Below are 25,876 nucleotides of genomic sequence, written 5' to 3'. Positions count from 1 at the left end.
ACAGCGCGGGGCACGCATCACACCCGTGCGGGCTCATGGCACTCTGAGACGCGATGATGACACGCCTGCCACGCCGGATCTCCGCCCGCACGCGGTTCGCGCTCGCCGCCGAGCGGCTGGCCTCGGAGACATCCCGCCGCCTGGGCCGCGGCTCGGGTGAGATGATCGGCGGAAAGATCGCCCTGCGGATCTCTCCGGACGCACTGGCCGAGGTCGGTACGAACCGCCCCACCGCCTGCGTCTCGGCCACCAACRGCAAGACGACGACGACCCGGCTGCTGGCCCGCGCGCTCGGCACCCTGGGCCCGGTGAAGTCGAACAGCGGCGGCGCGAACATGGCGCCGGGCGTTCTGGCGGCCATGTCCAGGCCGCCGTATGACAGCCCCGCCGCCCTGGAGGTCGACGAGATCTGGCTGCCCCGGGTGGCCAGGGCGATCGTGCCGCGGGTGGTGCTCCTGCTCAACATCTCGCGCGACCAGCTCGACCGGTCGAATGAGACCCGCCGCATCGCTGCGCTCTGGCGCGAGCTGGGCGAGGACCTCCACGACACGGTCGTCGTGGCGAACGTGGACGATCCGCTCGTGGCCTGGGCGGCCATGACCTGGTCGCGCCAGGTCTGGGTCGCCGCCGGCCAGAACTGGACCGCCGACGCGATGGTCTGCCCGCAGTGCGCCCGGCTGCTGCACCGCAACGCCTCGGGCTGGTGGTGCGAGTGCGGCCTGGCCCGGCCGGAGCCGATCGTGTCGGTGGCCGGGCTCGACGAGCTGCTGTGGTTCGGCCGTCGCATCCCGGCGCGCATCGACCTTCCCGGGCGGGTCAACCTGGCCAACGCGGCGATGGCCGCCGCGGCCGCCCGCGAGTTCGGGGTCGAGGTGGAGGACGCGCTCGCCGCCATGCGGGGCATCGGCGACGTCCAGGGGCGTTACCAGGAGGTGCCGCTCGGCCCGGACGGGAAGCGGGCCCGCCTGCTGCTGGCGAAGAACCCGGCCGGCTGGGTGGAGATGATGGAGCTGCTGAACTCCAGCCCCCCGCGGCCGGTCGTGATCGACTTCAACTCGCAGACGGCGGACGGCCGTGACCCGTCCTGGATCTGGGACGTGCCCTTCGAGCGGCTCGCCGGCCGCCAGGTGCTGGTCACCGGGGGTCGTAAGGAGGACATGAGCGTGCGCCTGGCCTATGCCGAGGTACCCCACACCGTCCACGCCGACGCCGAGGCCGCCGCCGCCGCGGCGAACGACAAGGGTGTGGACGTCGTGGCGAACTACACCGCGTTCCGTGACCTGCTCGTCCGGACCACCCGGTGATCCGCCAGTCGGCGACCCGGATCGCCCTGATCTACCCGGAGCTGCTCGGCACCTACGGCGACGGCGGGAACGCGACCGTCCTGGCCCAGCGGCTGCGCTGGCGTGGCCTGCACGCCGAGATCGTGGAGGTGCCGGCCGGCGAGGTGGTGCCGGCCGAATGCGACATCTACCTGCTGGGCGGCGGTGAGGACGAGCCGCAGGTGCTCGCCGCGGACGGCATGCGCCGCAACCGGTCTCTGRCACGGGCTGTCTCGGGCGGTGCGGCCGTGCTGGCGGTGTGTGCCGGGTACCAGGTGATCGGTGYCACCTTCCCGGCCGGTGACGGGCGGATCCACGAGGGTGTTCACCTGATCGACGTCGAGACCCGCCGGTCCTTCGAGCCGCCGGACGCCCCGCTGCCGCCCCGGGCGGTCGGCGACATCGTGGTGGAGCCGGGTCCGGAGCTCGGGCTGCCGACGCTGTACGGGTACGAGAACCACGGCGGGCGGACCCGCCCGCTGCCCGGCTTCCGCGGGATCCCGCTCGGGACGGTGCGCCTCGGCGTCGGGGACGGCACCCCTGCCCGCACCGATGGTGTGGTCGACCGCAAGGTCATCGGTACCTACCTGCACGGGCCGGTGCTGGCCCAGAATCCGGCCCTGGCCGACCTGCTGCTGAGCTGGGTACACGGCCCGCTGGCGCCGCTGGACGGCCCGCGTGAGGTCGGAGTTCTCCGTGCGGCCAGGGCCCGCGCGCTCGCGGCCACGTGACCGGCGACGGGACCTGATGCCGCGCCGCTCGGCGTCGTCCTGACCGGGTCTGCCGGGACGCGCTGAGCGGAATCCGGCGATTTCCGGAGGCGCGGTGTGGTTCGGTTGGATCGTGGCGTCGAATCCCCTTGCCGGTTGGTGGGGCAAGAACAAGAAGAATGTGATCATTGTCGGAGTCGCACTGGTTGCCGTGTGGTGGCTGGTGGCGGGCCGAGGTCGACCCGAGGTCGAGCAGGTCGACATCCCGGACGACTATCCGTCGGCCGGCCGGGAACTACGCGTTCAGGCGCCGTCCGACCCCGATGAGCCGCTGCCCCTGGTCATCATCCTGCACGACGACAATGCGGATGCGAAGTCGCTGGAAGGGGCGAGCGACGCGTCCTCGCTGGCCAGTCGCCGGGATTTCGCGCTCGCCTTCCCGGAGGCGGTCGCGGGAACCTGGCGACTGGACGACCCGAATGGCCCGGATCTGCAGTACCTGCGTGACGTCGTACGTTTCATGGACGAGGAACGCACGGATGTCGACCTGGACCGGGTGTACATCTGGGGCATCGGCGAGGGCGCCCGGCTCGCGTTGCTCGCTGCCTGCGGACCGGGTGATCCGGTGTACGCCGGGGTCGGGGTCGTGGGGCAGTTCGAGACGGAACCCGGTCCGACCTGTGATGCGGTGACCCCGCATGGCCGGGTCGCGGAGACCGCGTGGGACGATGACGTGACGGATGCTCTCTGGGAGTTCTCCCATGACAAGCGGCGGCGTTCGGCGTGACGGCCCGGGCGTGGCGGCGTGCGCGGCGCCAGCTTCCGGTGTGACCAGGCCCGGTGCCGCCCCAGGCGGGCGGAGCTGGCGCGGCGGCAGGAACTAGACGATTTGCGTTAGTTGCAAAGAACTAGTCATCTTCGTCCTCGGGCCGCCGAACGCGTGTCGGCGCGGGCCTCCAGTAGTCCGTTCGGCTCTTGCGCCCACTGCTGCCGGCAGATCCGCCGCCCCGTTCGCAGGAGATCCGAGCTCCTGTCAGCAGGGCGGTGGGGTTCCGTGCCCCGGCCGCAGCCTCTTGCACAGGCTGCGGCCGGGGCCGGTGCGGTCTGTCGGCGTCGCCGGGAGGGGGTTAACGGCCCCGACAGACCCGGAGGTGGCCGGATGGCTGGCCGGAGAGTCCGCTGGCCGCCCGGTCCGATGGGGGGGGGATCGGGACGAGCGACCAGCGGAGTCCGGGGCCTTCCGGCCGGACGGACGTCAGATGGGGGGGGGATCTGACGTCCGTCCGGCCGGAAGGATCTCGGTGGTGCTCCGGTGCGGTGCTGCTGTTTCCGTCTTCGAGCTGTAGGGCGTTCGTTGATGCCCGATGGTCGCATTCTGGACGGTTTCCGCCCCATCTACACCGCTTATGCCGAAGTAGAATGATGTCGCAACGGCCTACCGGCCTGGGATCCGCAGCTCGCCTGAGGCGGGCGTTTCCCAAGGTCACAGGCGTTGTGACGAGCTCAGGGCATGGCGGAGCGATCGCGGGGCTGCGCCGGTCCGGTACAGGGGACCTGTCGACGGGGTCTGGTTGGCGCCGCGCGTGGTGGTCTGGTGCCCGCCGGGTCGGAGTCGATCCCGACAACCCCGACCCGGCGGCGGAGCCGTGCGCGACCGGAGGGGGAGATCGCGCGGCGGCTCGTTCCGGGGACAGGGTTGCCAGTGCTGCTGGCCACCCCGCCAACGGTTYGTACGGGCTCTCAGAGGAAGAGCGACGGGGCCCCAAGGCTGCGCCGTGGACCGCGGCTCACGTCCCCGTCAGGGGATGCGACCGACCAGGTACGAGGTCGTGTAGATCGTCTGCAGCTTGACAACATCACCGCTGCGGGGCGCGACCCACATCTTGCCATCGCCGGCGTAGATGCCGACGTGGTAGATGTTACCCGGGCTGCCGAAGAAGATCAGGTCGCCGGGCGCCTTGTTGTACTGGGAGATGCGCGTGGTGGCCGCGTACTGCTGGTCTGTCGTGCGCGGCAGGTTCTTGCCGAGCTGCCGGTAGACGTACTGCACGAGCCCGGAACAGTCGAAGGAACTGGGGCCCTCGGCGCCGTAGACGTAGGGCTTGCCGGCGTGCAGCGAGGCCAGGTAGACGGCCTTCTCACCGATGGAGCTGGCCGGCAGGTTGACGTTGACCGTGGGAGTGTCCACGCTCACGGCCGGGCGGTCCGCGCGGCGGGAGGCCTGCGGCGGCGGCGTCGGCCGGACGGTCAGCGTCGCGTCGTTCTCGGAGTGGGCGGACTGCAGAGCGTCCGAACCGTCGAAGACCGCGGTGACGTTCGTGGTGGTCAGCACCCGGGCGGTGTACGAGGCGAAGCCGCGGTCGTCCGTGGTCAGGTGCAGGAAGGTCGCCCACCCGGTGGGGAGCTTGACCTGAACCTTGATGAGCTGGTCGGCCAGCGGAGCGTCGTTCTGCTCGTTGTACAGCGAGAAACCGATGTTGACCGGCTCGTTCGCGTTGACCGTGACCTCGGGGGTGGTCACCCGCAGGCCGACATCGATCTTCGAGGAGAGCGTCGGAGCGGAGATGTCGGTGGTCGCGTCGAGGACGGTACCCGTGCTGCCGCCGGTCGTGGTCGCTGCCTGGATGGCCCCGTCGACTGCCAGCCGCGAGCCGATCTGGGTCGCGAGGGTCATCGGGGCGGTGTTCGTGCCCTCGTCGAACGCGGCATCCGCGTTGATGTCCGTAGCGCACCCGGCGAGCGCTACGCCGGAGACCGCGACGGTTCCCGTGGTGACGGCTGCAACCGTTCGGGCTCTGGCCCTGGCTCGACTCGACGCCGAGGGGGCGGACGGCGCACGGTGGCGACYGCGGCCTTCCTGCTGCCGGCGTCTCTCGGTATCAAGCTGCACGCTTTGCGCAGACAACGTTGCGTTCCTTCCCGTACGCCTGCGAGGTGAGCTGTCGGGTTCGGGCTGGGCTGCCCGGTCCGTCGCGCGACCTTCACGCGATGGACTTCACCCCTAGACCCGCACCACTTCTTGGTGCCGGTCGGTGGAGGTGGGTCCCCCGCTCCTGCCCGAGGTGACGACTCGGAGGGGACACCGGGGCCGCGGGCAGGATTCGGCGTTCGGCCCGGTGTTGTCGTGACGTCGCAAGCGAGACTAGTCCACACGGATGGTGTGGGTAAACACTAGTCCCCCCCAACTACGTCGAGTGTGCAAGGAAGTTCCCCTTGCGGAGCCGCATAAGCCCAGGTCAGAGGGGGTGCTGAGCTTCCCGTCACGTTTTCGGGCGGCCACACGAGGATCACGGACGAACACGTTAGGTGACGAGGTTTTCCCGGCTCGCGGACCGCGGTGAGGCACTCGGCAAGCGCCCTTCAGGCCTCCGCGAGGGGCTGCACGAAGCTGCTCCGGCCGGCTCGCCAGACTGTCGGAGGTCATCGGGAGATCCRCCGGAGCCACTGATCCGTCCCGGCCGGATCGTGAATCCGCGGCCCGCCGTCGCCCGGCGCTCACTGGCACGTCGGTGCCTGTGTCATGGTCATGCCAGTTCCGCCTGATGCCGGCTGGGCCTGTTCATCGCCCTGGCTGGGCCGGAGCCCGAGACACGGATGGCTGCTTCACGCGGGCCACACGGAGGTCACGGACAGCCCCGGAGTCGCTGCACGCGAAGGGCCGACGAATGTCATCTGTCAAAAGGCTGCGGAGAGTGACACGGCTTCAGACCGGTCCCGGACGCCGACGCCGGACACATCCGGTCCACGGCGTCGGCCATCGCAATCTCGTCAGCGTAACCGGTCAGCGCAATGTTGTTGGCGCAACTTGTTGGCGCCGCCTGTCAGCGCGGGCCGGTCAGTGCGGCCGGCTCTGACGGCGGCTCAGGAAACCGGAGTTGTCGAGGACCTGCAGCTCGACCTCGAGCTGGCGCACCTCGGGTAGCAGCGTCCGGTGGCTGCCGTGCAGGGCCTCGACGGCCGCCCGGGCATGTTCGGCCAGGTCATCCAACGCCTGCTGGCGCTGGCGCATGCGGGCGCGCTCCTCCTGCAGTGTCCGGACGGTGTCCTCCTGCCACTGCCGCGTGCGGAGGATGTGCTCTCCGGCGTCAGCGGCCTGGCGCTCGGCGTCCTCCAGGCGGTTCAGCAGCGCGTCCAGCGCCTCCAGCCGACTGGCGAGCTCGGCCATCAGGTCGCCGCGGCCGGGAAGGATGGAGATCTCGTGGTGCCTGGGGTACGGCTGCTGCGTCATGCTCGGCTCCGGATGCTGGTGACCGTGCCGGACCGGCCGGCAGGCGCCGCGCTGCCGGCGTAGGGGAGCTGGGAGGAGCACCACCGCGCCGCTCGCGACCGTCGCCGAAGTTCCGACACGGTTGGTTACGTTAGTCGACGCACAGGCCTTTCGGCATGTTCTCGGCCGGATCCGGCCGACGGTCAACGGAAGGCGACCGGAACGGGTACCGCCTGGCGGGTGTCGACCAACGGATGCCCCCGTGCGAGTCGGATCGGCCCGGATCGGCATGGGTACGGACGACTGCCGAACTCTCGGTCCACAACAACCGATCTTGGATTACCTGATGACGGGTACCGGGTCGGTGACGGTCATCGCTGATGCGCGCGGATTCACTTCGGCCTGAGAACTACGCTGGGTGACGATCGCCGATGGTCCGAATCTTGTCCCGGCCGGGCGCGGTGTCATGTTTTCCGCGAGCTGCGATGTGCTCGATCGGCCACCAGCGGTGATGGCGCCGTGCCGGTCGGAGTGTGGATCGGGCGGGGCGCCGAAAAAGGGGAGTGGGATCGCGGAGATCGCGTGAATCGTATTCCGTAATTCGGTCCGGATGACCGCCGCAGAGCATCTGCCGGTATATCCGCAGTCGGGCCACGGTCGGCTCCACCCGCGTGTACGGCGCTGATCGAGGACCGCCAGGAGGAATCTCCGTGCTACGCCCGCTTCGTTTCCGGAAGACGGGCCGGGCCGGGCCGACCGGCTGGCCGCAATGGCCCGGTGGGCCCGCGCCGCCTTTGATCGCACTGCGGCGGCACCTGTCCGACCGCGCCGGCACGGAACAGTCCGGAGTGGGCGGCGATCTCGCCCTGCCGGGTCGTCCGCGCCGAGCCTCCTGCCCGGGGCGCCGGTCTCGCACGGTGACCAACGGTGACCATGAGTGCTCCCTCGGTCCGTCCAGGTCGATGGGCCACCGGCGCCGGGCGGCTCGGAGCGGCGACCCGTCCCGCGGCTCGCGGGGCGAGGGATCGTCGATCGTTCTGCGCCGTATGGTGATCGCATGGTGGCCACCGCGGACGACGCGCCGGACGTCCCAGGCTCGGCGGGCGCGGGCGCGGGTGCGCCGGATGGTGGCCGTACGGACAACGGATCGCCAGGACCCGGGTCCGGCGCCGGCGGTCGGGAGACCGCGGGCCCGCCGGCCGTGGTGGAGCTCGACGCGCCGATCACTGCCGTGGTCGTGTACCCCACCGCCGCCCGGGTGACGCGGCGCGGCCGGCTCGACGCCGCTGCGCACGCCGCGCGTCCAGCAGCAGCCTCGGTAGCTCGCTCGCCAGACGCGGGCCCGGCGGTGGCCCGGGTGGAAGTGGCCGTCCACGGACTGCCTCTCGGTCTCGACGAGGACTCGGTGCGGGTCGGCGGTACGGGTCCGGCCCGGGTGCTGGGGGTCCGGGTGGTGTCGCAGGCGCGGGCGGTGCCTGATGCCGGTGCGCTGGCTGATCTGCGGGCCCGACAGGACGAGCTGCGCGCTCTCCTGGTGGAGATCGCCGACGGCGACGAGACCGAGCGCGCCCGCCGCTCCTTTCTGGATGTGGCGGCGAGGGTGGGCGCCGGCGCACTCGCCCGCGGCTGGGCCGCCGGTAGCGCCGGGGCGGCCGGTGACGCCCGGGCCGGTGCCGGGGCGGGGGGCGCCGATGCGGCGGCACAGCTCCTTCTGGTGGGCGATGCCCTCGCCGCGCAGATCGCCGCGGTGTACACGCGCCGCCGGGCTCTCTCCGAGCAGCGCGACCGCGCGGAGAAGGAGCTCTCGGCGATCGGCAGGATGATCGAGGCCCGCCGGGCGCAGCCGGCTCCCGACACCCGCACGATCGTCGTCGACCTGGAACTGCCCGGCGTCACGACAACCGCGGGGCGGGCGCATCCGTCGTCCGGAGGAGAGCCTGCGGCCGTGGGCGACGCGATGGCGGTCACGGCGGCGGAGGCGGGGGAGCTGGAGGTCTCCTACCTGGTCAGGTCGGCCTCCTGGACGTCGGGCTATGACGCCCGTCTGGAGGGCGAGCGGGTGACCCTCACCTGGTTCGCGATGATCAGTCAGCGGACGGGGGAGGACTGGCCGGCCGCCGACCTGCGGCTGTCCACCGCGCGCCCCGCCGGCGGGGCCGATCTGCCCGAGCTGGTCCCGCAGTTCGTCGATCTCCGCCGCCCGAAGCCGGATCACTACCCGCGGGCGAGGGGCGCGGCACCGGGCGGCGCGCCGGAGCCCGCCGGCTGGGACGCCGCCGAGGCAGCGGCGGGCATGCCCGCCGCGCCGATGGCGGCCCGCCCGTTGGCGCTGGCCGCGCCCATCTCCGCAGTACAGGCGACGCTGGAGTCCGCGGGGGCTGCGTCGACGTACCGCCCGCCCCGCCCGGTGGCGGTGCCCGCAGATGGCGACCCGCACCGCGCGACGGTCGCCGTGCTGGAGCTCGACGCGGTCCTTGACCATGTCACGGCCCCGAAGCTCGCCGCCGAAGCGCATCTGCGGGCCGCGGTCGTGAACACGTCCCCGCACACGCTGCCGGCGGGGAAGGTGTCGGTGTTCCACGGCCAGGAGTTCGTCGGCACCGCCCGGCTCGACATCGTCCCGCCCGGCGGGGAGATGGAGCTGCGGCTCGGCGTCGACGACCGGGTTCAGGTCGAGCGCGAGCTGGTCCGCCGGGTGACCGGCCGGCGCATGGTCGGCAACACCCGGCGGACGGATGTCGGCTACCGCATCGCGGTCACGAACCGGGCGCCGCTGCGGGCCCGGGTGACGGTGCGCGACCAGGTGCCGGTGTCCCGGCACGAGAGCATCGTGGTCCGCGACGTGGTTACCGAGCCGGCAGCGGACGAGCACACCGACCTGGGGCTGCTGACCTGGCAGGTGGAACTTGAACCGGGCGCCAGCCGTGAGATCGGGCTGTCCTACCGGCTCGAGCACCCGCGTGGCGCCGAACTCACCGGCTGGGGCGACTGATCCGCCCGTGGGGCGTGGTTCCGAGGTCTGCCCGGGTGTGCGGGGTGTCCGCACGGTGTGGATGCGGGCGGGTACGGGCCGGCGTAACTTGGGTTGCGGGAGGCGGTCATGACCGGTGTGGAGACAACGACCAGCTCTTCTCTCGCCAGTCTGGTGCACGCCGCGCACCGCGACATCGGTGGTCTGTTCGATCTCGCCGGCGGTGACTTCGCTGGCGTCGATGACCTTGCCGGCGTCGCTGGCCTCGATGGCGTCGGCCGGCGCGATGGGCGTGGTCGCCGATGGGAGGCCCGGGCGGCGGACCCGCGGCTGACCCTGCACGCGAGTGATGCCGCGGTCGCCGCGTTCAGCGCGCACCTCAGTGTCATGGAGGACGTGGTCTATCCGGCCGCGGCCGTGGTCGTCCCGGACGGACGCGCCCGCACCGCGGCACTGCGCGGCACGGCCCGAGAGGCGGCGGCGGTGATGCGCGGCCTCCAGCAGTACGTGCAGGGCGATCGGTACCACCCGCGGCGCGGCCCGTCCGGGCTGCGGGACGAGCTTGCCGAGCTGGCCCGGGCGCATTCCCTGGTGGAGGATCGACTGCTGCGCGACCTGGAGGCACGGCTGGATGCGGCGCGGCTGCGCCGGCTCCGCGAGAACGTCGAGCGGGGGATGCGGCGGGCGCCGACCCGGCCGCACCCGCACCTCGGCCACGGCGCCGGCCGGCGCAGCCGGCTCGCCGCCCGGCTGGCCGGGCGATGGGATCATGTGYTGGACATCGTGGACGCCCGTGTGGTGGCGGGCCGCCCGGTCCCCGCACCGGCACCGGCCGGTCTGTGGGGCTGGTATCTGCTGGGCCGGCCGACCAGCGACGAGATTGCGCCCGGTCAGGACCATCCGGCGAGGTGATTACCGAGGTGATTACCATCATACTGTGACAAAGTTGACCTAAGATCCTGCGGTCCGCATGGCCTCTGACGGGGCATTTCGATGCTCCGGCGTTCGCGGGCCGCCTCTTTCGTGCCATGCTGCGAAGTCTCTGGACGGACTGGTGGCCCGCCCGTGAGCGGTGGCGCCGGCTTGCGCGTGATCCGGCGCTCTGTGCCCCGTCGCTGTAACCCCCTGCCGAGGAGATGTGACCGGAAGCGAGATTCCCGCCATGCGGCTGTCGATGGCAGCTACGGACAGTGCGGGTGCGGTGGCAGGTGTGGATGGTGCGGAGGGTGTTCGGTGGCCCCTCCTGCTGGTCGAGGATGACGACGCCGACGCCTATCTGGTGTCGGAGCTGCTCGACGAGGTGTCCGCCCCCGTTGATCTGACGCGCGTGCGGACGGTCGCGGAGGCCGTTCTGCAGGCGCGGCACGCTTCCTGCATCCTGCTGGACCTCGGCCTGCCCGACAGCGCGGGTCTGTCGGCGTTGCGCCGGCTGCTGTCCATCGACGGCGGTGCACCCGTCGTCGTCCTGACCGGTCTGGTGGACGAGTACCGCGGCGCCGAAGCCGTCGCCGCGGGTGCCCAGGACTATCTGGTCAAAGGTCAGGTCGACGGCCGCGATCTGGTCCGTGCCGTGCGGTACGCGATCGAGCGCGAGCGGGCCGACACCGCGGCCCGGGCGCTGCGCGAGTCCGAGCTGCGGGCGGAGGAGAAGGCTCGGCTGGAGCGGGGTCTGCTTCCCCGCCCGCTGATGGACGACCCGACGATGGACCACCGGACCCGTTACCGGCCCGGGCACCGCCAGGCCCTGCTCGGCGGCGACTTCTACGACATGGTGTCCACTGCGGACGGGACGGTCCGCGTGCTGCTCGGGGACGTCTGCGGGCACGGGCCGGACGAGGCCGCGCTCGGGGTCAGTCTGCGCATCGCGTGGCGGACACTGGTCCTGGCCGGGGTGCCGGACCCCGCCCGGCTCGGCTTCCTGCAGCAGGTGCTGGTGAGCGAGCGGGAGCACGACGAGATCTTCGCCACCGTCTGCGAGCTGGCGATCGCGCCGGACCGCCGTAGCCTGCGCATGATTCTGGCCGGCCACCCGCCGCCCGCGCTGCTCTCGCCGAGCACCATGGCCCTGCGTGGTGATGTGGTCGGTCCCGCGCTGGGCATCCTCGACGATGTGGTGAGTGACGAGGTGACGGTGGAGCTCGGTGAGAACTGGGCCCTGCTGCTGGCGACGGACGGCCTGCTCGAGGGCCGGGACGGTCCGGGCGGCGAGCCCCTGGGCTGGGAGGGGGTGCTGCCCGAGGTGGCTGATCTGTGGCCTGCCTGCGGCCCGGACGGGCTGCTCGACGCGCTCATCGACCGGGTCGAGGAGCGCAACGGCGGCCCGCTCACCGACGACGTGGCCCTGCTGCTGGTGCTGCGTGGGCGGCAGATGTGAGCGACGCCGCCGAGCGCCGGGACGACCGCTCCGTGCTCGCGGCGATGCGCGGCTGGCGGCTGCGACGGCGCCTCGCGGCGGTCTACTCCGTGCTGTCGGTGGTCCTGCTGCTGGCCTCGGGAGTGATCGCCTGGTCCATGGTGCGGCTGGACGACGCCATCCACGTCCGCAGCGACGTCCTGGCGCCCATCCAGGTCAGCACGGTCCGTCTTGTCGCCAGCCTCGTCGACCAGGAGACGGGGATGCGCGGCTACCTCCTGCGGGGGGACGACTCGTTCCTCGAGCCGTACGAGGTGGGGCGCGCGGCGGAGACGGAGCTGCGCGCCAGCCTCGCCACCCGGGTCGCCGGGCGGCCGGACCTGCAGCGCCGGCTTGACGTCCTGCAGCAGCACATCGACGAGTGGCACCGCGACTACGCCGACCCGGCCATCGCCGCGGTCCGTGCCGGCGGCACCGACGCGTCGGCCCTGCGCGACCCCGTCCTGGGCAAGGAACGCTTCGACGCGGTGCGCCTCGCCGGCACCGACCTCGACGGCGCCGTCCGCGTCGCCGCCCTGCGGGCCCGGGACAACGTGGCCGGCGCGGTGCGCGCCCTGGTCATCTCGCTCGTGGTGGCGGCGGTGGCGCTCATCGTGCTGCTGGTCCTGATCTTCCGGGCGCTGCGGGTGTGGGTGACCCGCCCGCTCGGCGCGGTCGGGAGCGACGTGCGCCGGGTGGCTGGCGGCGACCTGGAACACGTGATCGCCAACACCGGCCCGCCGGATATCGAGGCACTGGTGTCGGACGTCGAGCTGATGCGGCTGCAGCTGCTCGGTGAGCTCGGCGTGGCCCGCAGTGCGCGGGCGTCGATCGAGTCGCAGGCGGAGATCCTGCGCCGCTCCAACCGCGACCTGGAGCAGTTCGCCTACGTCGCGTCGCACGACCTGCAGGAACCGCTGCGCAAGGTCGCGAGCTTCTGTCAGCTGCTGGAGCGGCGCTACGGCAACCAGCTGGACGAGCGCGGCACCCAGTACATCCACTTCGCGGTCGACGGCGCGAAGCGCATGCAGAAGCTCATCAACGACCTGCTCACGTTCTCCCGCGTCGGCCGCACCACCGAGACGTTCGTGGACGTCGACCTCGCGGAGGTCGTCCAGCGGGCCGAGACGACGCTGTCGATCGCGCTGGAGAACAGTGGCGGTGAGGTGGTCGCCGCGGAGCTGCCTACGGTCCCCGGCGACCCGGTGCTGCTCACCCAGCTGTTCCAGAACCTGATCGGGAACGCGGTGAAGTTCCACGGCGAGCAGCCCCCGCGGGTCCGGATCGAGGCGGTGGAGCGCGACACCGAGTGGGAGCTGTCCTGCGCGGACAACGGCATCGGCATCGAGCCGGAGTACGCCGACAAGATCTTCGTCATCTTCCAGCGCCTGCACGGCCGGGACGTCTACGAGGGAACCGGCATCGGCCTCGCACTGTGCCGCAAAATCGTCGAGTTCCACGGGGGCCGCATCTGGCTCGACGGTACGGTGCAGTCCGGAACCACCTTCCGCTGGACGTTGCCCAAGCAGCGTGCCGTGGCACTGCCGTCCGACCTGGGCCTGCACCACGGCCCGCCGGCGATCCCGGCGCCGGCCCAGCCCGGTGCGCGCAGCGGCTCGCCCACCGCACCGTCGAAATCAGGAGGTCCGACGTGACCCGCCCCGTAGTCCCGGTCGAGGTCCTGCTGGTCGAGGACGATCCCGGTGACGTCCTGATGACGCGTGAGGCGTTCGAGGACCACAAGCTCAAGAACAACCTGAACGTGGTCAGCGACGGCGTGGAGGCGCTCGCCTACCTGCGGGGCGAGGATCCCTACGTCGGCGCGGCCCGGCCCGATCTCATTCTGCTCGACCTCAACCTCCCGCGCCGTGACGGCCGGGAGGTGCTCGCGGAGGTCAAGGCGGACGAGCAGCTGCGGCGGATCCCGATCGTCGTCCTCACCACCTCCGAGGCGGAGGAGGACGTGCTGCGCAGCTACGACCTGCACGCCAACGCCTACATCACCAAGCCCGTGGACTTCGAGCGGTTCGTGGCGGTCGTCCGCCAGATCGACGACTTCTTCATCACGGTCGCCCGGCTCCCCGCCCAGTAGTCCGCAGGCTGCTGCCCGCGCGGTCACGATTCGGCCCCCGCGTGCGGACCGGACGCCCCGTAGCGGACCTGGAACGCTGTGGTAGCGGGGTGACCCGGTCAGGCGGCGCACCGCGCCCGGCGGAGATCCGAAAAAGCCGCCACTCCCGGAGGCATGGCCTACAGTCACTCCATGGCTGCTGGGCGCGCAAGAGTGAGGCGGGAGATACTCGCGGATCTTCTCCGCGAACTCGGGCCGGCGAGCCCCACCCTGTGTACGGGGTGGACGGCGCACGACCTCGCTGCTCACCTCGTCACCCGCGAGCGGGTGCTGTGGGCCGGGCCTGGTCTGGTCGTGGGAGCCCTGCACGGGATCACTGAACGCGCCGAGCGTGCCACGATGCGTGCCCACACCTATCCCGAGCTGGTGGAGATGTTCCGGACGGGCCCGCCGCGGTGGCATCCGACCCGGTTCGCCGCCGTCGACGACGCAGCCAACCTGATCGAGTTCTACGTCCACACCGAGGACCTGCGCAGAGCCGCGCCCGGTTATGACGTAGCCGGCCCTTCCGGGGCCGACGACCCGTCCGTGGCCGGTCGCGAGTTCGGCTCCGGCGGGCCGCTCACGTCAGGCGGGCCGGGCGAGGGCGCGTCACGCGCCGCCCAGGCTGTTGGAGTCGGTAGCGGGGGCGGCAGCGGTAGCGGGGGCCTCGCCGGTGGTGGCGCCAGGACTGGCTGGAACGCGGCGGAGAGCGACGCCGCCCCCGACCGGAACGCCATGTGGGCCTCGCTGCGCCTGATCGGCCTCGCGGGCTTCCGCCAGAGCGCGATCGGGGTGGTCGCCGAGCGCACCGATGCCCCGGGCCGGCTCACTCTGCGTCGCCGCGAGCCGGCGGTGGAGATCGTGGGGCCGCCCGAGGAACTCCTGCTCTACGCCTTCGGGCGGCGGGCCGCCGCCCGGGTCGAGCTACGCGGCGATCCGGAGGCCGTCGGGACGCTGGTCGGGGCTCCGCACGGGGTGTGAGTCCGGGGGTCTGGTTCCGGCGCCTGGTCACGGCCGTCGCCCGCGGCTTGCGAAGCTTGACGGGTGCCTGTCCACCGCCGCGCCGCGCGCGTCATCCTGCTTGATCCGCACGACGCCGTCCTGCTGATCCGATCCCATGACCCGGACCGTGCCGACGGCCCGGCCTGGTGGCATGTGCCGGGTGGTGGTCTCGACCCCGGCGAGGCACCCGCGGACGCCGCGGCCCGCGAGGTCGCGGAGGAGATCGGCCTGCGCATCGCCGATGTGGGCCTCTGCATCGCCACCCGGACGACCCACTTCACCTTCCTCGGCACGGATTACGAGCAGGAGGAGTGGTACTACGTCGCCCGCCTGCCGGGCCGGGTCGAGGTCAGCGACGCGGGCTGGAGCGATGTCGAGCGCCGTTCGACCCTCGGCTGGCGCTGGTGGTCGCTGCCGGCCCTGCGGATGACGGACGAGATCGTCTACCCCGGGACCCTGCCGGCCCTGATCAGCTCCTGGCTGGAGGCCGGGACGCCCGACCAGCCCCACCGCCTGGAGCCCTGACGCCCGTAGCCCCTGACACGAGGACCCCTGACACGGCGAACGGGTCCCGGCGCCGTGTTCCGGTGCCGGGACCCGCTCGACTGCTGGACCTGCCGTGCTGCTGGACCTGCCGTATTACCAGAGGGAGGCGTAGACCCCCGCGGAGTTCGGGTTCTCGTTCGGGCTGACCAGGGACGAGTGGACGTTCCCGGCCCGGGAGTCGTTGAAGTACGTCTCGTAGGCCAGGACGTCGGCGTTCGCACGGAGGGTCTCGTACATCTTCTGGATGTAGACCGGGTTGTCCCCACCGGCCTGCCCGGCCCGGCCCGCCTCGGTGTCCGACCGCCCGACCAGGCCCCACTCGGGCACGGAGAACTGCTTGCCGTGGTCGCGCGCGAACCTGATCGCCGAGCACAGGCCGACCGGCTTGCCGCACTGCTTGTCGAACTCGGCCGGGTTGGTGCTGGCGGGCCACTGGTCGTAGGTGTCAATGCCGATGATGTCCACGTACTCGTCGCCCGGGTAGGCCTCCCACGGGCTGGTGCTGTGCGCGTTCATCGCCCAGTCGAACCGAGCCTGCGGGTCCGTGGACCGCACTGCGGACACCACCTGGCGGAAGCAGCTCGCGTACGCGCTGGGATTGCCGCGCACCGACCACTCGAACCAGTTCCCGTTGAACTCCCAGGCCAGGCGGACGATCGTCGCCGGTCGGCCCTTGCTGACCAGCCAGCGACCGAACTCGGCCCAGTGGCTGTTGTAGGCACCGGACGCGCACGCCGCCAGGCTTCCCTGACCGGTCGGGTAGAACGGCTGGGAGATGACCCAGGTGCCCGGGAAGGTGGAGAACTTCTCCGGGCTGCCGCCCACCCACGGATGGGTGATGGTCTCCCAGCTGCCACGGTCGGCGAAGGTCAGGACGACGTTCACCGGCGAGCCGCGCAGCGCTTCCCAGCTGCGCACCGTCGCCATCGAGTTCGCGTAGACGCCGCTCATGCCGCCCGGGACGCGCCCGCCGCCGCCGCCGGCGGGCCGGTCGCTGCCGGCCGCGCCGAGCGCCGTGCGCGGCGCGGGTGGTGGCGGCGCGGCGGTGGTCGGCGGGGGAGGCGCCTGCGTCGTGGCCGTCGCCGGAACGGGGGAGGGGCTCAGGCTCACAACTGGTGAGGGCGACGCGTCCGGACCGCCGGTCGACGTGGTTCCCGGCGAGGCCCTGCGCAGGTCACTGGGATCGATGGCCGAGGCCTCGACCACGGCCGACGAGTCGCCGTCGCCGCCTTCCGGCGCCAGCGTCCAACCGACGGCGACTGCGACAAAAGCCATAACACTGAGTGACGCGATCCAGGCGGGGCTATGGGCGGAACGGCGCCGCCTGCGCGCGCCGTTGCGCGAATTCGGAGAGCTGGGCTGGCCCTCCGCACGATGTCTCACCGCGGACATCCCTCCGTGCCCGGCATCTGACGTGCCGGACGGTGTCGTTGTGGACCCCCCGGTCCCACCCGCTGACTCCTGAGCGGACGACCCTCCACAGCCTTGGCTGGAGAAACTCGTTCTGGCCACCCTGACGTGACTAGACAGTTGTGACGGGAGCCTACACGGAGGTGGATGGCCAGGTCGGCGGGGGGAGGGATCCCTTACGGACTGTGGTGCTGCGTGTCCGATGGTTGTTTCGGGCCGCACCTTGTCGTCTGGACGACAAGGTGCGGTGACATTGACGTCATACCGCTCCTCTTGACGAGGAGCAGTCACCCGGCGTTACTCGGTCCATGCGAATGGTCACTCAGGGTCATTCGCTCTTCGGGGTCGTGCGCCCTCACCCGGGGACGTCCTGGTCACTCCCCGCGAAGGATGTGGGCGATGCGGCGGGCCGCGACCAGTGCCGTGACCGGCTCTAGTCGGTGGAGTCCGGGCCCGGGTGCCAGGCGGGGTGTTCGCGCCGCGCCCAGGGCAGCGGAACCAGGCCGGTGCGCATGCCAAGCCGGGCGACCGGGTCGCGTGCGGCCATCCACAGATGGCCGCAGACTCCGAGGAACAGGCCAAGGGCCAGCAGGTCGTGGACGAACGTGGCGCCGGTGCGGTAGCTGACCGGAAACGGACCACCGAACTCCATGAGTGCCCCGGTCCCGAGCATGACCAGGACGGAGCCCGCGACGAACGCCGCATACAGCTTCTGGCCGGCGTTGAACTTCCCGACCGCCGTGGTGTCCCGACGGCGCGGCCGGGTCCGTAGCCAGGCCCAGTCGGCGGTGGTGAACCGGTCGAGCTCGGCGAGGTCACGCCGGTAGGCCGCGGAGGCCGCCGCCGCCAGCATCGGTACCGGCAGGGCGAGCCCCGCGTACAGGTGCACCGCCGCCACCAGCGGCCGCCGGCCCACCAGGGTCGCCAGCGGCCCGAGGTAGAGCACGGCGGCCGTGGCCAGGCAGACGGCCGTCAACGCGGCCGTGCACCAGTGCGCCCACCGGGCCGCCAGCCCGAACCGCTCGACGACCCGCGGCGCCGGCTGGAGCGGGCCGGCGGCGGGACGATCAGACAGGTTCATCGTCCCGGCCGTTCGACCGGCCGATCCAGCCGTCGACGTCGTAGCCCTCCCGCTCCCAGAAACCGGGGGCGACTGCGGCAACCGCCTCGATCTCGGCGAGCCACTTGATCGACTTGTAGCCGTACATCGGTGCCACGTAGAGCCGGACAGGGCCGCCGTGGTCGTGGGTGATCGGGCCATCAAGCATGGTGAGYGCGACGAGAACGTCCGGCCGGCGGGCCTGCTCGACCGTCAGGCTCTCGTCGTAGACGCCGTCGAAGGAACGGAAGGTCAGCGCTGCCGCACCCGCGCGGAGGCCGGCCGCGTCCAGCACCGCCGCAAGGCGCACGCCCGTCCAGCGGACGTCGGCCACCCGCCACCCGGTGACGCACTGGAAGTCGCGGACGAGTTCGGTCTGCGGCATCCGGGCGAGATCGCCCATGGTCAGGTCGAGGGGGCGGTCGACCAGCCCGTGAACGCGGAGCACGTAGTCCGCGGGTGTCCGGGTCGGGACGTGGCCGACCACCGAGTAGTAGCGGAACCCGCCGGAGGGGAGCAGGTCGGTCAGCCCGGTCGGGTCGTTCTCCCGCAGCGGTGCGACGAACCGTTCGGTGCTGCGCTGCAGGTCCGCGCCGACGACGACGCCGAGCGCCCCGAGCCCGAGCATGGCGAAGACCACCCGTCGCCCTACCGGAGCCCCCTCGGTCACACAGCTAGTGAACACCTCCCAGCTGTGGCTGCTCCATCCGTGTCTGCCCGCCTCTGTGCCCGGTCGGTGCAGGGCCCGCTGCGAACCAGGTGCGTGCGTCAGGCGGTGACGTCGCGGCGGCTCAGGCTCACCGCCCCGAACGCGCCGGCGACCAGCGTGTAGCCCAGCGCGGTGAGCAGCGCCGGCGTGTAGGACGCGTCGGGCAGTCCGCCGCGGCCCACGGCGTCGAAGACAAGGCCAGGTAGGACGGAGGTCGCGGTCCCCCAGGATTCCTGGACGATGTGTTCGATCGGGAACATCCACGCGATTCCGACCAGGAGGGCGGCCGTCGTCGAGCGCAGCGCGATACCCAGCGCGGTGCCGATGACAGCGAAGAAGACGGCGGCAAGCAGCGCGTTCAGATAGGCGCCGGCGGCGTCGCCGAGCGCGCTGGACGTCCACCAGGCTTCGGTCTCCACGCCTCTGGCCGCGGCCAACACGGCGGCGGCGGCCACGCTCAGGCCGAGAGCCGCGAGCAGTGCCACCGCGACGGCGCTGAGCAGGACCCCGAGTCGGCCGGCCAGCCAGCCGAGCCGCCGGGGCTCCTTCAGGAACAGGGTGCGGAGCGTGCCCTGGCCGTACTCGGCGGTGATGCTGACCGCGAAGAGCACGAAGACGAGCAGGCCGATGAAGGTCGTGCCGCCGCGGAACCCCAGGATCAGCCCCTGCGAGGTCGCAAGCTGGTCGAGCGAGATGTCGAAGCCGACCGTTCCCGGACCGGGGGGCGAGGATGTCGGATCAGCCAGCGTGATCGCCAGCACCGTCGACAGGACGGTCAGCAGGCCGAGCGCGGCCATGGCCAGTGCTGTGGCCGGCCGCCGCAGCTTGATCAGCTCGGCGCGGTACGCGCGGACGACACAGTGCAGCGCGTTCATCGGGCCCCTCCGACGGTGCTCGGCGCGGCGCCCGCACGGAAGCTGTCGACCAGGCCCTGGTACCGCTCTTCCAGGCTGGCGCGCCGCCAGGTGATCTCGATCAGCGTGATGTCGCGGGCGTGTGCCGCACGGCTCAGGACGGCGAGGTTGCTGACTGCCTGGTCGCTCTGGTCGGGCCGGCCGACCTCGACGAGGAGCCGGTCGTCCAGCCGGTCGACGGGCAGCCCCAGGCCGGCGACCAGATCAGCCAGCATGCCCAGGGCGGCGGGATGCTCCGGGCGGAGCTCGACCTGGCTGGTCGCCGCGGCCATGAACCCGTGGGTCGGGCCCTGGTAGGCGAGCCGGCCCCGGTCGAGCACGATGATCCAGTCGCAGATCTGTTCGACCTCGGCGAGCAGGTGGGAGGACACCAGCACCGTGCGCGAGCGTTCCTGGCCGCCGGGAGACGCCTGGGCCAGGGAGCGGATCAGGTCGCGCATCTGCCGGATGCCCGCCGGGTCGAGGCCGTTCGTGGGCTCGTCCAGGATGAGCAGGTCGGGGTCGGACAGCAGCGCCGCGCCGATGGCCAGCCGCTGCCGCATTCCGAGCGAGTAGGTGCGGACGTCGTCGTCGCCCCGCCCGGTGAGCCCGACCTGATCCAGGATCTCGTCGGTGCCGGCCGGGTCCTGTCCGGCGAGCACCGCCAGCGAGGCGAGGTTGCGGCGCCCGGACAGTGTCGGGTACAGCGCCGGGCCTTCGATCAGCGCGCCGACCCGTGGGAGGTAACGTGCGGGTGCACCCAGCGGTTCGTCGAGCACGGTGCCGGTGCCGGCGCTCGGGCGGACGAGGCCGAGCAGCATCCGCAGGGTGGTTGTCTTGCCGGCGCCGTTCGGGCCGACGAACCCCGCGACGACCCCGGCCGGGACGGCGAGGTCGAGGCTCTGGACCACCATGCGGCGGCCGTACCTCTTCGTCAGCCCGCGTACGTCGATCGCGAGGGCCTTCTCGAAGGCGAGCTCTCCCGCCGCGGCGCCTGCTGCGGGAAGGCGGTGGGCGGGCACAGGTCGGGCTGGCGGATCGCCGTCGGGTGGGCGGGGCGTGGAGTGGGCCGGCGCCTTCGCTGTCCTGGTCATGACCTCCACGATGATCGTCGCGGGACGTCGCGTCGTCGGCCGTGGATCGTCATTCGGCTGCGTCCTGACGCGTGTGCCGGCCTACGCACCCGAGCGCACACCCGCCCCGCGCTGCGTAGGGCGGGCGGTCACCCGACCAGCCCGGCCTGGTTGGCGAGGACGGCGAGCTGGGCCCGGTCACGGGCAGCGAGCTTCACCATCACGCGACTGACGTGGGTACGGGCCGTCGCCGGACTGATGACGAGCCGAGCGGCGATCTCCTCGTTGGACAGGCCCAGCCCCACCAGGCCCATGACCTCCCGTTCCCGGACGGTCAGGCTGCCCAGATCCACGTTCAGCGCAGGGTTGGCCGGCCGGCGGGCGAACTCCTCGATGACCCGCCGTGTGATGGTGGGAGAGAGGAGCGACTCGCCAGCCGCGACGACCCGGATCGCCCGTAGCAGGTCCGCGGGCTCGGCGTCCTTGAGAACGAATCCGGACGCCCCGTTGCGCAACGCTTCGAAGACGTACTCGTCCAGCTCGAAGGTGGTGACCATGACCACCCGCGTGGCCACGAGGACCGGGTCGGCGGTGATCTCGCGCAGGGCGGCGAGCCCGTCCAGACCGGGCATCCTGATGTCGAGCAGGAGAACGTCCGGGCGGGTGCGGCGCACCAGGTCGATGGCGGCTCGGCCGTTGTCGGCCTCACCGGCGAGATCGAGGTCGTCCTCGGTCTCGATCAGGACCTTCAGACCCAGCCGGACGAGCGGCTGGTCGTCCGCGATGACCACCCGGATCATGAGGGCGACTCGACCCCGGCGGTTCGTGCCGCGCCCGACGCGCCGCCGGCAGTGCTGACCGCGGCGCCCGCAACGACCGGCGCACCTGCGGACCCGGCGGCAGCGCCACCGGTGGTCCGGCGGGCGGTGGGGCCCGGTCCGAGTGGCAGCTCGGTGTGCACGCGCCATCCTCCCGCTGCCGACGGGCCCGCGGTGAGGGACCCGCCCAGTTCCTCGACGCGTTCGCGCAGGCCGCGCAGGCCATGGCCGACCGGGGTGACGAGCGTGGCGCCGTGCGAGCCGGCCGGCGCCTGCGTGGGCCGGTCACGGACCTCGATCCGCAGCTGGCCGCCGGCCGAGTGCAGCGCGACCCGGACCTCGGCCGGGCCCGCGTGGCGCAGCACGTTGGTGAGGGATTCCTGCACGACCCGGTACGCGGCGAGGTCGACCTCGGCCGGCACGGCGCCCAGGTCGCCTGTGGTGACCAGTTCGACCGTGGTGCCGCACAGCCGCACCTCGGCGATCAGCCCGGGCAGCCGGCGCAGGCCGGTCAGCGGGGTGCGCGGTGCCTCTCCTGCACTGGTGCCCGCAGGGCCGCCGGCAGGCGCGTCGGGGGGCCGTGTGCCGCTCCCGGCGCCGGGAGCGGCCGCGGACCGCGTGCCCCGCCCGGCCTCGGCGGCGTCAGCCCTGGCGGTGTCAGCTCCGGCGGTGTTGGAGATACGCCGCCCGCTGCCGGCGCGGGTGAGCGCGAGGGTGGCCCGCAGCTCGTCCAGTGCATCCACGCTGGTCCGGCGGATCGCCTCCAGGGCCACCTGGGCCTGTTCCGGCCGGCGGTCCAGGACGTGCAGGGCGACCGCCGCCTGCAGAGAAATGATCGACAGGCCGTGGCCGACGACGTCATGCACCTCGCGGGCCATCCGCAGGCGTTCCTGGTCGATGCGGCGCCGGGTCTCGTCCTCCTTCGCGCGGGCCGACGCCAGCCGGCGCACGCGTAGCAGGGTGCCGAGGACCGTCGGGACGACCACCACGCACAGGACGCTGACAACCGCGGACGCCAGGCCCCAGCCGCCGGCGACATAGCCGCGGGCGTACGCGACCACGGTGGCCAGCACCAGCAGGACCGCGCCCGCTTTGGCGGCACCCGCCGCCCTGCACTCCGGGGCGCGCAGGCCGACCGTGAAGGCCACCACGATCAGCGCAGCCCCCGGCGGGCCGTGGGGGTAGCCGGTCGCGATGTAGGTGCCGAGGAGCAGCGCCTCGGCGGCGAACAGCAGGAGAGAGAAGCGCCTGCGCAGCGGAAACAGGAACGTGGCGAGGCCGAGCAGCATGTAGGCCGCGCCGTCCAGCGGCCGGCTGGGTGGGACCTGCTCCCGCGCCGCGTGGCCCGACGCGCCGAGCATGATCGCGCCGACCGCCGCCGTCGGCACGATGTCGGCCACGACCACCATTGCCACCCGGCGCGCCCGCGCTGACGGGATGCGGTCGATCAGCATGGTCACCGCGGACCGCCGGGGCACAGCGACCGCCGCGACCCCGTCGACGCCGCTCCACCGGCCGTGCGCACCGACGAGCCGGCCCAGCAGACCACTGATCCTGGCGCCGAAGCTGGCCGGCCAGGTCCCCTTCACCGCCCTCACGGTAGACGCCGGGACCGGCGAAACCATCCGTCGAGGCGCGTATCCGTTACTACTCGCCCCGACGTATCGCTCTGACGTATCGCTCTGAGGTAGTCCCGTTGGCACGCGGCCGGCGCGACGGGCGGCTAACGGCCTGCCGGGGCGCACCGTTCGAACCGCAGTCGTAGCCCCTCGGGGGTTGCGACCGCGTCGGCGAGGCGGGTCCCGCGGGGGAAGGCCGGCAGGATGACCACCGGCTCGGCGAAGACCGCGGTGTCCGCAGGTGTCATCAGCTCCCCGGGCAGGCGCTGGTTCCCCAGGACGATCTCGTCGGGCAGCAGCGCGAGCCGGCCGTCCCGCACCAGGGGGATGCCGATGATCCGGATCGGCAACGACCGGTTCCCCAGACCGATCTCGGTGCCGACGGACAGCCGCTCACCCCCGCCGTAGGTGATCTCCGTCCACCGGGTCCGGAGCGAGGGCGCGGTGTCCGAACCGGTTTCGAAGACCGGGCCGCAGGAGTCTCCGAACACCCCGGCATAGCCCCCGAACAACGACATCAGCGCGTAGGCGGGGTCGTCCCAGGTGTTGCCGAGTGCGTCGCAGCCGCGCCGGAGCCGGCACAGCTCGCCGTAGGACGCGGTGGCGCTGACATCCGGCGGCGCCTGCCGCCCGGTCGCCGCGTGCAGTAGCGAGGGGAAGCCCGGCGGACGGACCCGCAGGGTTGTGCGCAGCGTTCCGAGCGGTCCGCTCACCGGGCGGCTCGTGCGGGCGGCGGTGAGGTTGGCGGTAAGGCTGGCGGCAAGCCGGTCCACCGCGGTGCCGGCGAGTGCGCCGCCGATCACGGCGAGCGCCGCCGCCGGTGACCTGCGGGCAGCCGGCCGTTCCGTCGTCCACCGACGGGTGGCCGCCCTGAGCCGGCCGACCGGTCCGCGGGGGGTGTCCGGGTCACGGCCGACCTCTGGTGCGGGAAGGACAGCGGACGGGCGCGGTGGCCTGCTGGCTGGCGGCGGCATGGCAGCTCCTCGAGGTTCCGTGGCGGCAGCCAGGCGCTCGCGTCCGTCTGATCGCGCCCACCCCGGCGGTACCGGCGGCGGCCACCACTGCTGACCGCATGCCATCCGCCTGTGAGCTGGATACGAGACGACGGTGAGCTACCTGTGCACCCCTGGTACGTCGCGGAACCGTGCGAAACCTCACGCCGACAGGTGCTCCCCCGGGCATCCTCCGCCTGGCATTCCCCGAACGGGACACCGGCGGCGTGGTGGGGCGCTCCGGCGCCCGGAGGTCAGCGGCAGCCGACGATGCAGGTGGGCACCGGTACGTGCGGCAGCCGCAGGTCCAGAGCGGGCTCCTGGCCGCCGCGCGGGCGGGTGGGTCGAGTCTGCGGGTGCGTCCCGCCCGGCCGCCCGTCCCTCGATCCGGTCGTGCCGGGTTCGCTGCCACCCGAGCCGCTGCCGGTCGCCCCGGTGACGCCGAGGGCGGCGGTGCCGCCGGTCTCGCCGGCAGTGGACGGCCGCGGGGTGGTGCGCTTGCTGCCGGGCTCGGCGCTGACGGTCGGGGGGACGCCCCCGCCGGCCGCCGGGGTGGACGATGTCGCGGACGGGCGGCAGTCCGCCTCGGCTCCGCTGCCGCCGGGCCCGCAGACCTCGGCGACCGGTGATGCCCCGCCGGAGCCCTTCTGCCCGAGCAGAACCGCTACCAGCAGCGCGATCACGGCCAGAGCGCCGAGTGCGAGCTGAACTCTGGGGACTGGTCGCGCGGAGCCGCGATGTGTACTCAATCCGCTCCGTCCGTTCCGTGCGTGGGGGCCTGAGCGCCGGCTGTTCCCGGTGCTCACACCGGGAACCCGACCGACGTACCACGGACACTACGGACATCGTGCAACAGTTACGACACCAGCCCCGGCGACCCTCGGTCTCCGTCGCGCCGGCCGCCGTGCATCTCCGGCGAAACTCCGGGCGGGGTGCGGGGGGCCGGGAGCGGTTCCAGCCCAGGTGTGGTCAGCCGACGGGCACGGTGGCGGCCTGCTCCGGCCGGCTCGCCTCCCTGCGGGCCGCCCGGCGGGCCTCGGTAGCCTGCTGCTTCTCCTCCTGACGGGTGGCGAGYGCGTCGAGCCCCGCCACGAACGAGATGATCTCCCCCTGGGCCCTGGCGGCCTCGTCGGTCAGCCCTTCCATCTCGGCGATCTTCCAGTGCCGGAGGATGGGGGCGACGACGTCGTCATGGTGGGTCCGCAGGTTGTAGATGCCGGCCTGCGCGATGTAACGGGCCTTGCGGCCGAAGTCGCGGATGCCGGTGCCGGGCATCTCGAACTTGACCAGCTCGTCCCGGATGACCGGGACCATGCGGTCCGGAGCCAGTTCCAGCGCCGCCGCGACCAGGTTCCGGTAGAAGATCATGTGCAGGTTCTCGTCGGCAGCCACCCGGGTGAGCAGCTTCTCCGCGAACGGCTCGCCGGTGAAGCGGCCGGTGTTGCGGTGGCTGATCCGGGTCGCCAGCTCCTGGAACGACACGTAGGCCATCGCCTCGAGCGGTGTCTTCGCCCCGGAGTCGTAGCCGCGCTGCATCTGGAGCATCCGGTCACGCTCGAGTGTCACCGGGTCGACCGAGCGGGTGACCAGGAGGTAGTCGCGCATCGCCATCGCGTGGCGGCCCTCCTCGGCGGTCCACCGGCCGACCCAGGTGCCCCACGCGCCGTCACGGCCGAAGGCGACGGCGATCTCTCGGTGGTAGCTGGGCAGGTTGTCCTCGGTGAGCAGGTTGACCTCGAAAGCCATCTGGGCCACTTCGGACAGCGCGGACTGCTCCGGTTCCCAGGGAGTCGCGTCGAAGTCGCGCCCCTGGCTCCAGGGGACGTACTCGTGCGGCATCCACTCCGCGGCAAGGCTGAGGTGTCGGTTCACGTTCGCCTCGGCGACGGGTTCAAGCTCGCGCAACAGGTCGATGTCCGTAGGTGATCCCATGGGTGAACTCTTGCATCGCACCCTGATTGGTGGCCATGGCCGTGCGGTGTGGAATCCGAGCGCAATAC

General features: G+C 72.2%; 22 protein-coding genes and 1 riboswitch. Of the genes, 10 read left to right on the top strand and 12 right to left on the bottom strand.

Annotated elements, in window-relative coordinates; all coding sequences use genetic code 11:
* Positions 1 to 53 precede the first annotated feature (53 nt).
* The 3 genes from CC117_RS02945 (at position 54) to CC117_RS02935 (ending at position 2,819) form a co-directional block, all read left to right on the top strand.
* Entirely contained in the window at positions 54 to 1,304 is a 1,251-nt protein-coding gene (locus CC117_RS02945) for a MurT ligase domain-containing protein (protein WP_071082193.1), read from the top strand.
* Positions 1,301 to 2,053 carry a type 1 glutamine amidotransferase gene (locus CC117_RS02940; protein ID WP_071082191.1) on the top strand — a complete coding sequence of 251 codons (753 nt, stop codon included), beginning with the start codon at positions 1,301 to 1,303 and terminating at the stop codon, positions 2,051 to 2,053. The genes CC117_RS02945 and CC117_RS02940 overlap by 4 nt, the downstream gene beginning before the upstream one ends.
* 94 nt (positions 2,054 to 2,147) lie before the next feature.
* Positions 2,148 to 2,819, top strand: coding sequence for a plasmid partitioning protein (locus tag CC117_RS02935; protein WP_071082190.1), 672 nt, complete (start codon positions 2,148 to 2,150; stop codon positions 2,817 to 2,819).
* A gap of 1,011 nt (positions 2,820 to 3,830) precedes the next feature.
* Here CC117_RS02935 and CC117_RS02930 read toward each other — a convergent pair.
* Positions 3,831 to 4,706: a C40 family peptidase gene (locus CC117_RS02930; RefSeq protein ID WP_241829779.1), complete on the bottom strand. Its 876-nt coding sequence runs from the start codon at positions 4,704 to 4,706 to the stop codon at positions 3,831 to 3,833.
* A gap of 235 nt (positions 4,707 to 4,941) precedes the next feature.
* A riboswitch (cyclic di-AMP (ydaO/yuaA leader) is annotated at positions 4,942 to 5,118 on the bottom strand.
* 749 nt (positions 5,119 to 5,867) lie between these two features.
* Entirely contained in the window at positions 5,868 to 6,260 is a 393-nt protein-coding gene (locus CC117_RS02925) for a hypothetical protein (protein ID WP_071082189.1), read from the bottom strand.
* Between the two features lie 1,036 nt (positions 6,261 to 7,296).
* Between CC117_RS02925 and CC117_RS02920 the strand changes: the two genes are divergently transcribed.
* The 7 genes from CC117_RS02920 to CC117_RS02890 all read left to right on the top strand — a co-directional run bounded on the left by CC117_RS02920 (position 7,297) and on the right by CC117_RS02890 (position 15,242).
* Positions 7,297 to 9,231, top strand: a complete 1,935-nt coding sequence (locus tag CC117_RS02920; protein ID WP_071082188.1) for a DUF4139 domain-containing protein — start codon at positions 7,297 to 7,299, stop codon at positions 9,229 to 9,231.
* Between the two features lie 108 nt (positions 9,232 to 9,339).
* Positions 9,340 to 10,122 (top strand): hemerythrin domain-containing protein, encoded by a 783-nt coding sequence (locus CC117_RS02915; RefSeq protein ID WP_241829778.1) that lies wholly within the window; start codon positions 9,340 to 9,342, stop codon positions 10,120 to 10,122.
* A gap of 262 nt (positions 10,123 to 10,384) precedes the next feature.
* The gene (locus CC117_RS02910; protein WP_071082283.1) at positions 10,385 to 11,584 is read left to right on the top strand and encodes a PP2C family protein-serine/threonine phosphatase; all 1,200 of its coding nucleotides are present in this window, start codon (positions 10,385 to 10,387) and stop codon (positions 11,582 to 11,584) included.
* A gap of 44 nt (positions 11,585 to 11,628) precedes the next feature.
* Positions 11,629 to 13,257, top strand: coding sequence for a sensor histidine kinase (locus CC117_RS02905; RefSeq protein WP_071082282.1), 1,629 nt, complete (start codon positions 11,629 to 11,631; stop codon positions 13,255 to 13,257).
* A complete protein-coding gene (locus tag CC117_RS02900; protein ID WP_071082186.1) occupies positions 13,254 to 13,694 on the top strand; it encodes a response regulator in 441 nt (146 codons plus the stop codon). The genes CC117_RS02905 and CC117_RS02900 overlap by 4 nt, the downstream gene beginning before the upstream one ends.
* Positions 13,695 to 13,886: 192 nt before the next feature.
* Entirely contained in the window at positions 13,887 to 14,696 is an 810-nt protein-coding gene (locus tag CC117_RS02895) for a maleylpyruvate isomerase family mycothiol-dependent enzyme (protein WP_241829777.1), read from the top strand.
* Positions 14,697 to 14,759: 63 nt separating this feature from the next.
* On the top strand, positions 14,760 to 15,242 hold the full coding sequence (locus tag CC117_RS02890; RefSeq protein ID WP_071082182.1) for an NUDIX hydrolase: 483 nt from the start codon (positions 14,760 to 14,762) through the stop codon (positions 15,240 to 15,242).
* 114 nt (positions 15,243 to 15,356) lie between these two features.
* Here CC117_RS02890 and CC117_RS02885 read toward each other — a convergent pair whose 3' ends face one another.
* The 10 genes from CC117_RS02885 to CC117_RS02840 all read right to left on the bottom strand — a co-directional run bounded on the left by CC117_RS02885 (position 15,357) and on the right by CC117_RS02840 (position 25,808).
* Positions 15,357 to 16,538 carry a glycoside hydrolase family 26 protein gene (locus tag CC117_RS02885; RefSeq protein ID WP_071082181.1) on the bottom strand — a complete coding sequence of 394 codons (1,182 nt, stop codon included), beginning with the start codon at positions 16,536 to 16,538 and terminating at the stop codon, positions 15,357 to 15,359.
* A 568-nt stretch (positions 16,539 to 17,106) separates the two neighbouring features.
* Positions 17,107 to 17,754 carry a cytochrome b/b6 domain-containing protein gene (locus tag CC117_RS02880; RefSeq protein WP_071082179.1) on the bottom strand — a complete coding sequence of 216 codons (648 nt, stop codon included), beginning with the start codon at positions 17,752 to 17,754 and terminating at the stop codon, positions 17,107 to 17,109.
* Complete coding sequence (locus CC117_RS02875; protein WP_071082281.1) at positions 17,741 to 18,400, bottom strand: molybdopterin-dependent oxidoreductase; 660 nt, start codon at positions 18,398 to 18,400, stop codon at positions 17,741 to 17,743. The genes CC117_RS02880 and CC117_RS02875 overlap by 14 nt, the downstream gene beginning before the upstream one ends.
* A 140-nt stretch (positions 18,401 to 18,540) precedes the next feature.
* Positions 18,541 to 19,356 carry an ABC transporter gene (locus CC117_RS02870; protein WP_071082177.1) on the bottom strand — a complete coding sequence of 272 codons (816 nt, stop codon included), beginning with the start codon at positions 19,354 to 19,356 and terminating at the stop codon, positions 18,541 to 18,543.
* Positions 19,353 to 20,468, bottom strand: coding sequence for an ABC transporter ATP-binding protein (locus CC117_RS02865; protein ID WP_084131401.1), 1,116 nt, complete (start codon positions 20,466 to 20,468; stop codon positions 19,353 to 19,355). Before CC117_RS02865 ends, CC117_RS02870 begins: the two co-directional genes overlap by 4 nt.
* Positions 20,469 to 20,596: 128 nt before the next feature.
* Positions 20,597 to 21,247, bottom strand: a complete 651-nt coding sequence (locus CC117_RS02860; RefSeq protein ID WP_071082175.1) for a response regulator — start codon at positions 21,245 to 21,247, stop codon at positions 20,597 to 20,599.
* Complete coding sequence (locus CC117_RS02855; RefSeq protein ID WP_071082173.1) at positions 21,244 to 22,854, bottom strand: sensor histidine kinase; 1,611 nt, start codon at positions 22,852 to 22,854, stop codon at positions 21,244 to 21,246. The genes CC117_RS02860 and CC117_RS02855 overlap by 4 nt, the downstream gene beginning before the upstream one ends.
* A 134-nt stretch (positions 22,855 to 22,988) precedes the next feature.
* The gene (locus CC117_RS02850; RefSeq protein WP_071082172.1) at positions 22,989 to 23,858 is read right to left on the bottom strand and encodes a hypothetical protein; all 870 of its coding nucleotides are present in this window, start codon (positions 23,856 to 23,858) and stop codon (positions 22,989 to 22,991) included.
* Between the two features lie 272 nt (positions 23,859 to 24,130).
* Positions 24,131 to 24,625, bottom strand: coding sequence for a hypothetical protein (locus CC117_RS02845; protein WP_131802998.1), 495 nt, complete (start codon positions 24,623 to 24,625; stop codon positions 24,131 to 24,133).
* 220 nt (positions 24,626 to 24,845) lie between these two features.
* Positions 24,846 to 25,808 carry an acyl-ACP desaturase gene (locus CC117_RS02840; RefSeq protein ID WP_071082168.1) on the bottom strand — a complete coding sequence of 321 codons (963 nt, stop codon included), beginning with the start codon at positions 25,806 to 25,808 and terminating at the stop codon, positions 24,846 to 24,848.
* Positions 25,809 to 25,876 lie beyond the last annotated feature (68 nt).

Origin of the sequence: Parafrankia colletiae (assembly GCF_001854655.1) — a bacterium.
Taxonomy (GTDB): Bacteria; Actinomycetota; Actinomycetes; order Frankiales; family Frankiaceae; genus Parafrankia; species Parafrankia colletiae.
This window is presented reverse-complemented; position numbering and strand designations above follow the sequence as displayed.

Bases quoted from the DNA above. Each gene is read 5' to 3' on its own strand.
- CC117_RS02930 (WP_241829779.1), bottom strand. From the start codon at position 4,706: ATGACCCTCGCGACCCAGATCGGCTCGCGGCTGGCAGTCGACGGGGCC.
- CC117_RS02925 (WP_071082189.1), bottom strand. From the start codon at position 6,260: ATGACGCAGCAGCCGTACCCCAGGCACCACGAGATCTCCATCCTTCCC.
- CC117_RS02920 (WP_071082188.1), top strand. From the start codon at position 7,297: ATGGTGGCCACCGCGGACGACGCGCCGGACGTCCCAGGCTCGGCGGGC.
- CC117_RS02910 (WP_071082283.1), top strand. From the start codon at position 10,385: ATGGCAGCTACGGACAGTGCGGGTGCGGTGGCAGGTGTGGATGGTGCG.
- CC117_RS02905 (WP_071082282.1), top strand. From the start codon at position 11,629: ATGCGCGGCTGGCGGCTGCGACGGCGCCTCGCGGCGGTCTACTCCGTG.
- CC117_RS02885 (WP_071082181.1), bottom strand. From the start codon at position 16,538: ATGGCTTTTGTCGCAGTCGCCGTCGGTTGGACGCTGGCGCCGGAAGGC.
- CC117_RS02880 (WP_071082179.1), bottom strand. From the start codon at position 17,754: ATGAACCTGTCTGATCGTCCCGCCGCCGGCCCGCTCCAGCCGGCGCCG.
- CC117_RS02870 (WP_071082177.1), bottom strand. From the start codon at position 19,356: ATGAACGCGCTGCACTGTGTCGTCCGCGCGTACCGCGCCGAGCTGATC.
- CC117_RS02865 (WP_084131401.1), bottom strand. From the start codon at position 20,468: ATGACCAGGACAGCGAAGGCGCCGGCCCACTCCACGCCCCGCCCACCC.
- CC117_RS02860 (WP_071082175.1), bottom strand. From the start codon at position 21,247: ATGATCCGGGTGGTCATCGCGGACGACCAGCCGCTCGTCCGGCTGGGT.
- CC117_RS02850 (WP_071082172.1), bottom strand. From the start codon at position 23,858: ATGCCGCCGCCAGCCAGCAGGCCACCGCGCCCGTCCGCTGTCCTTCCC.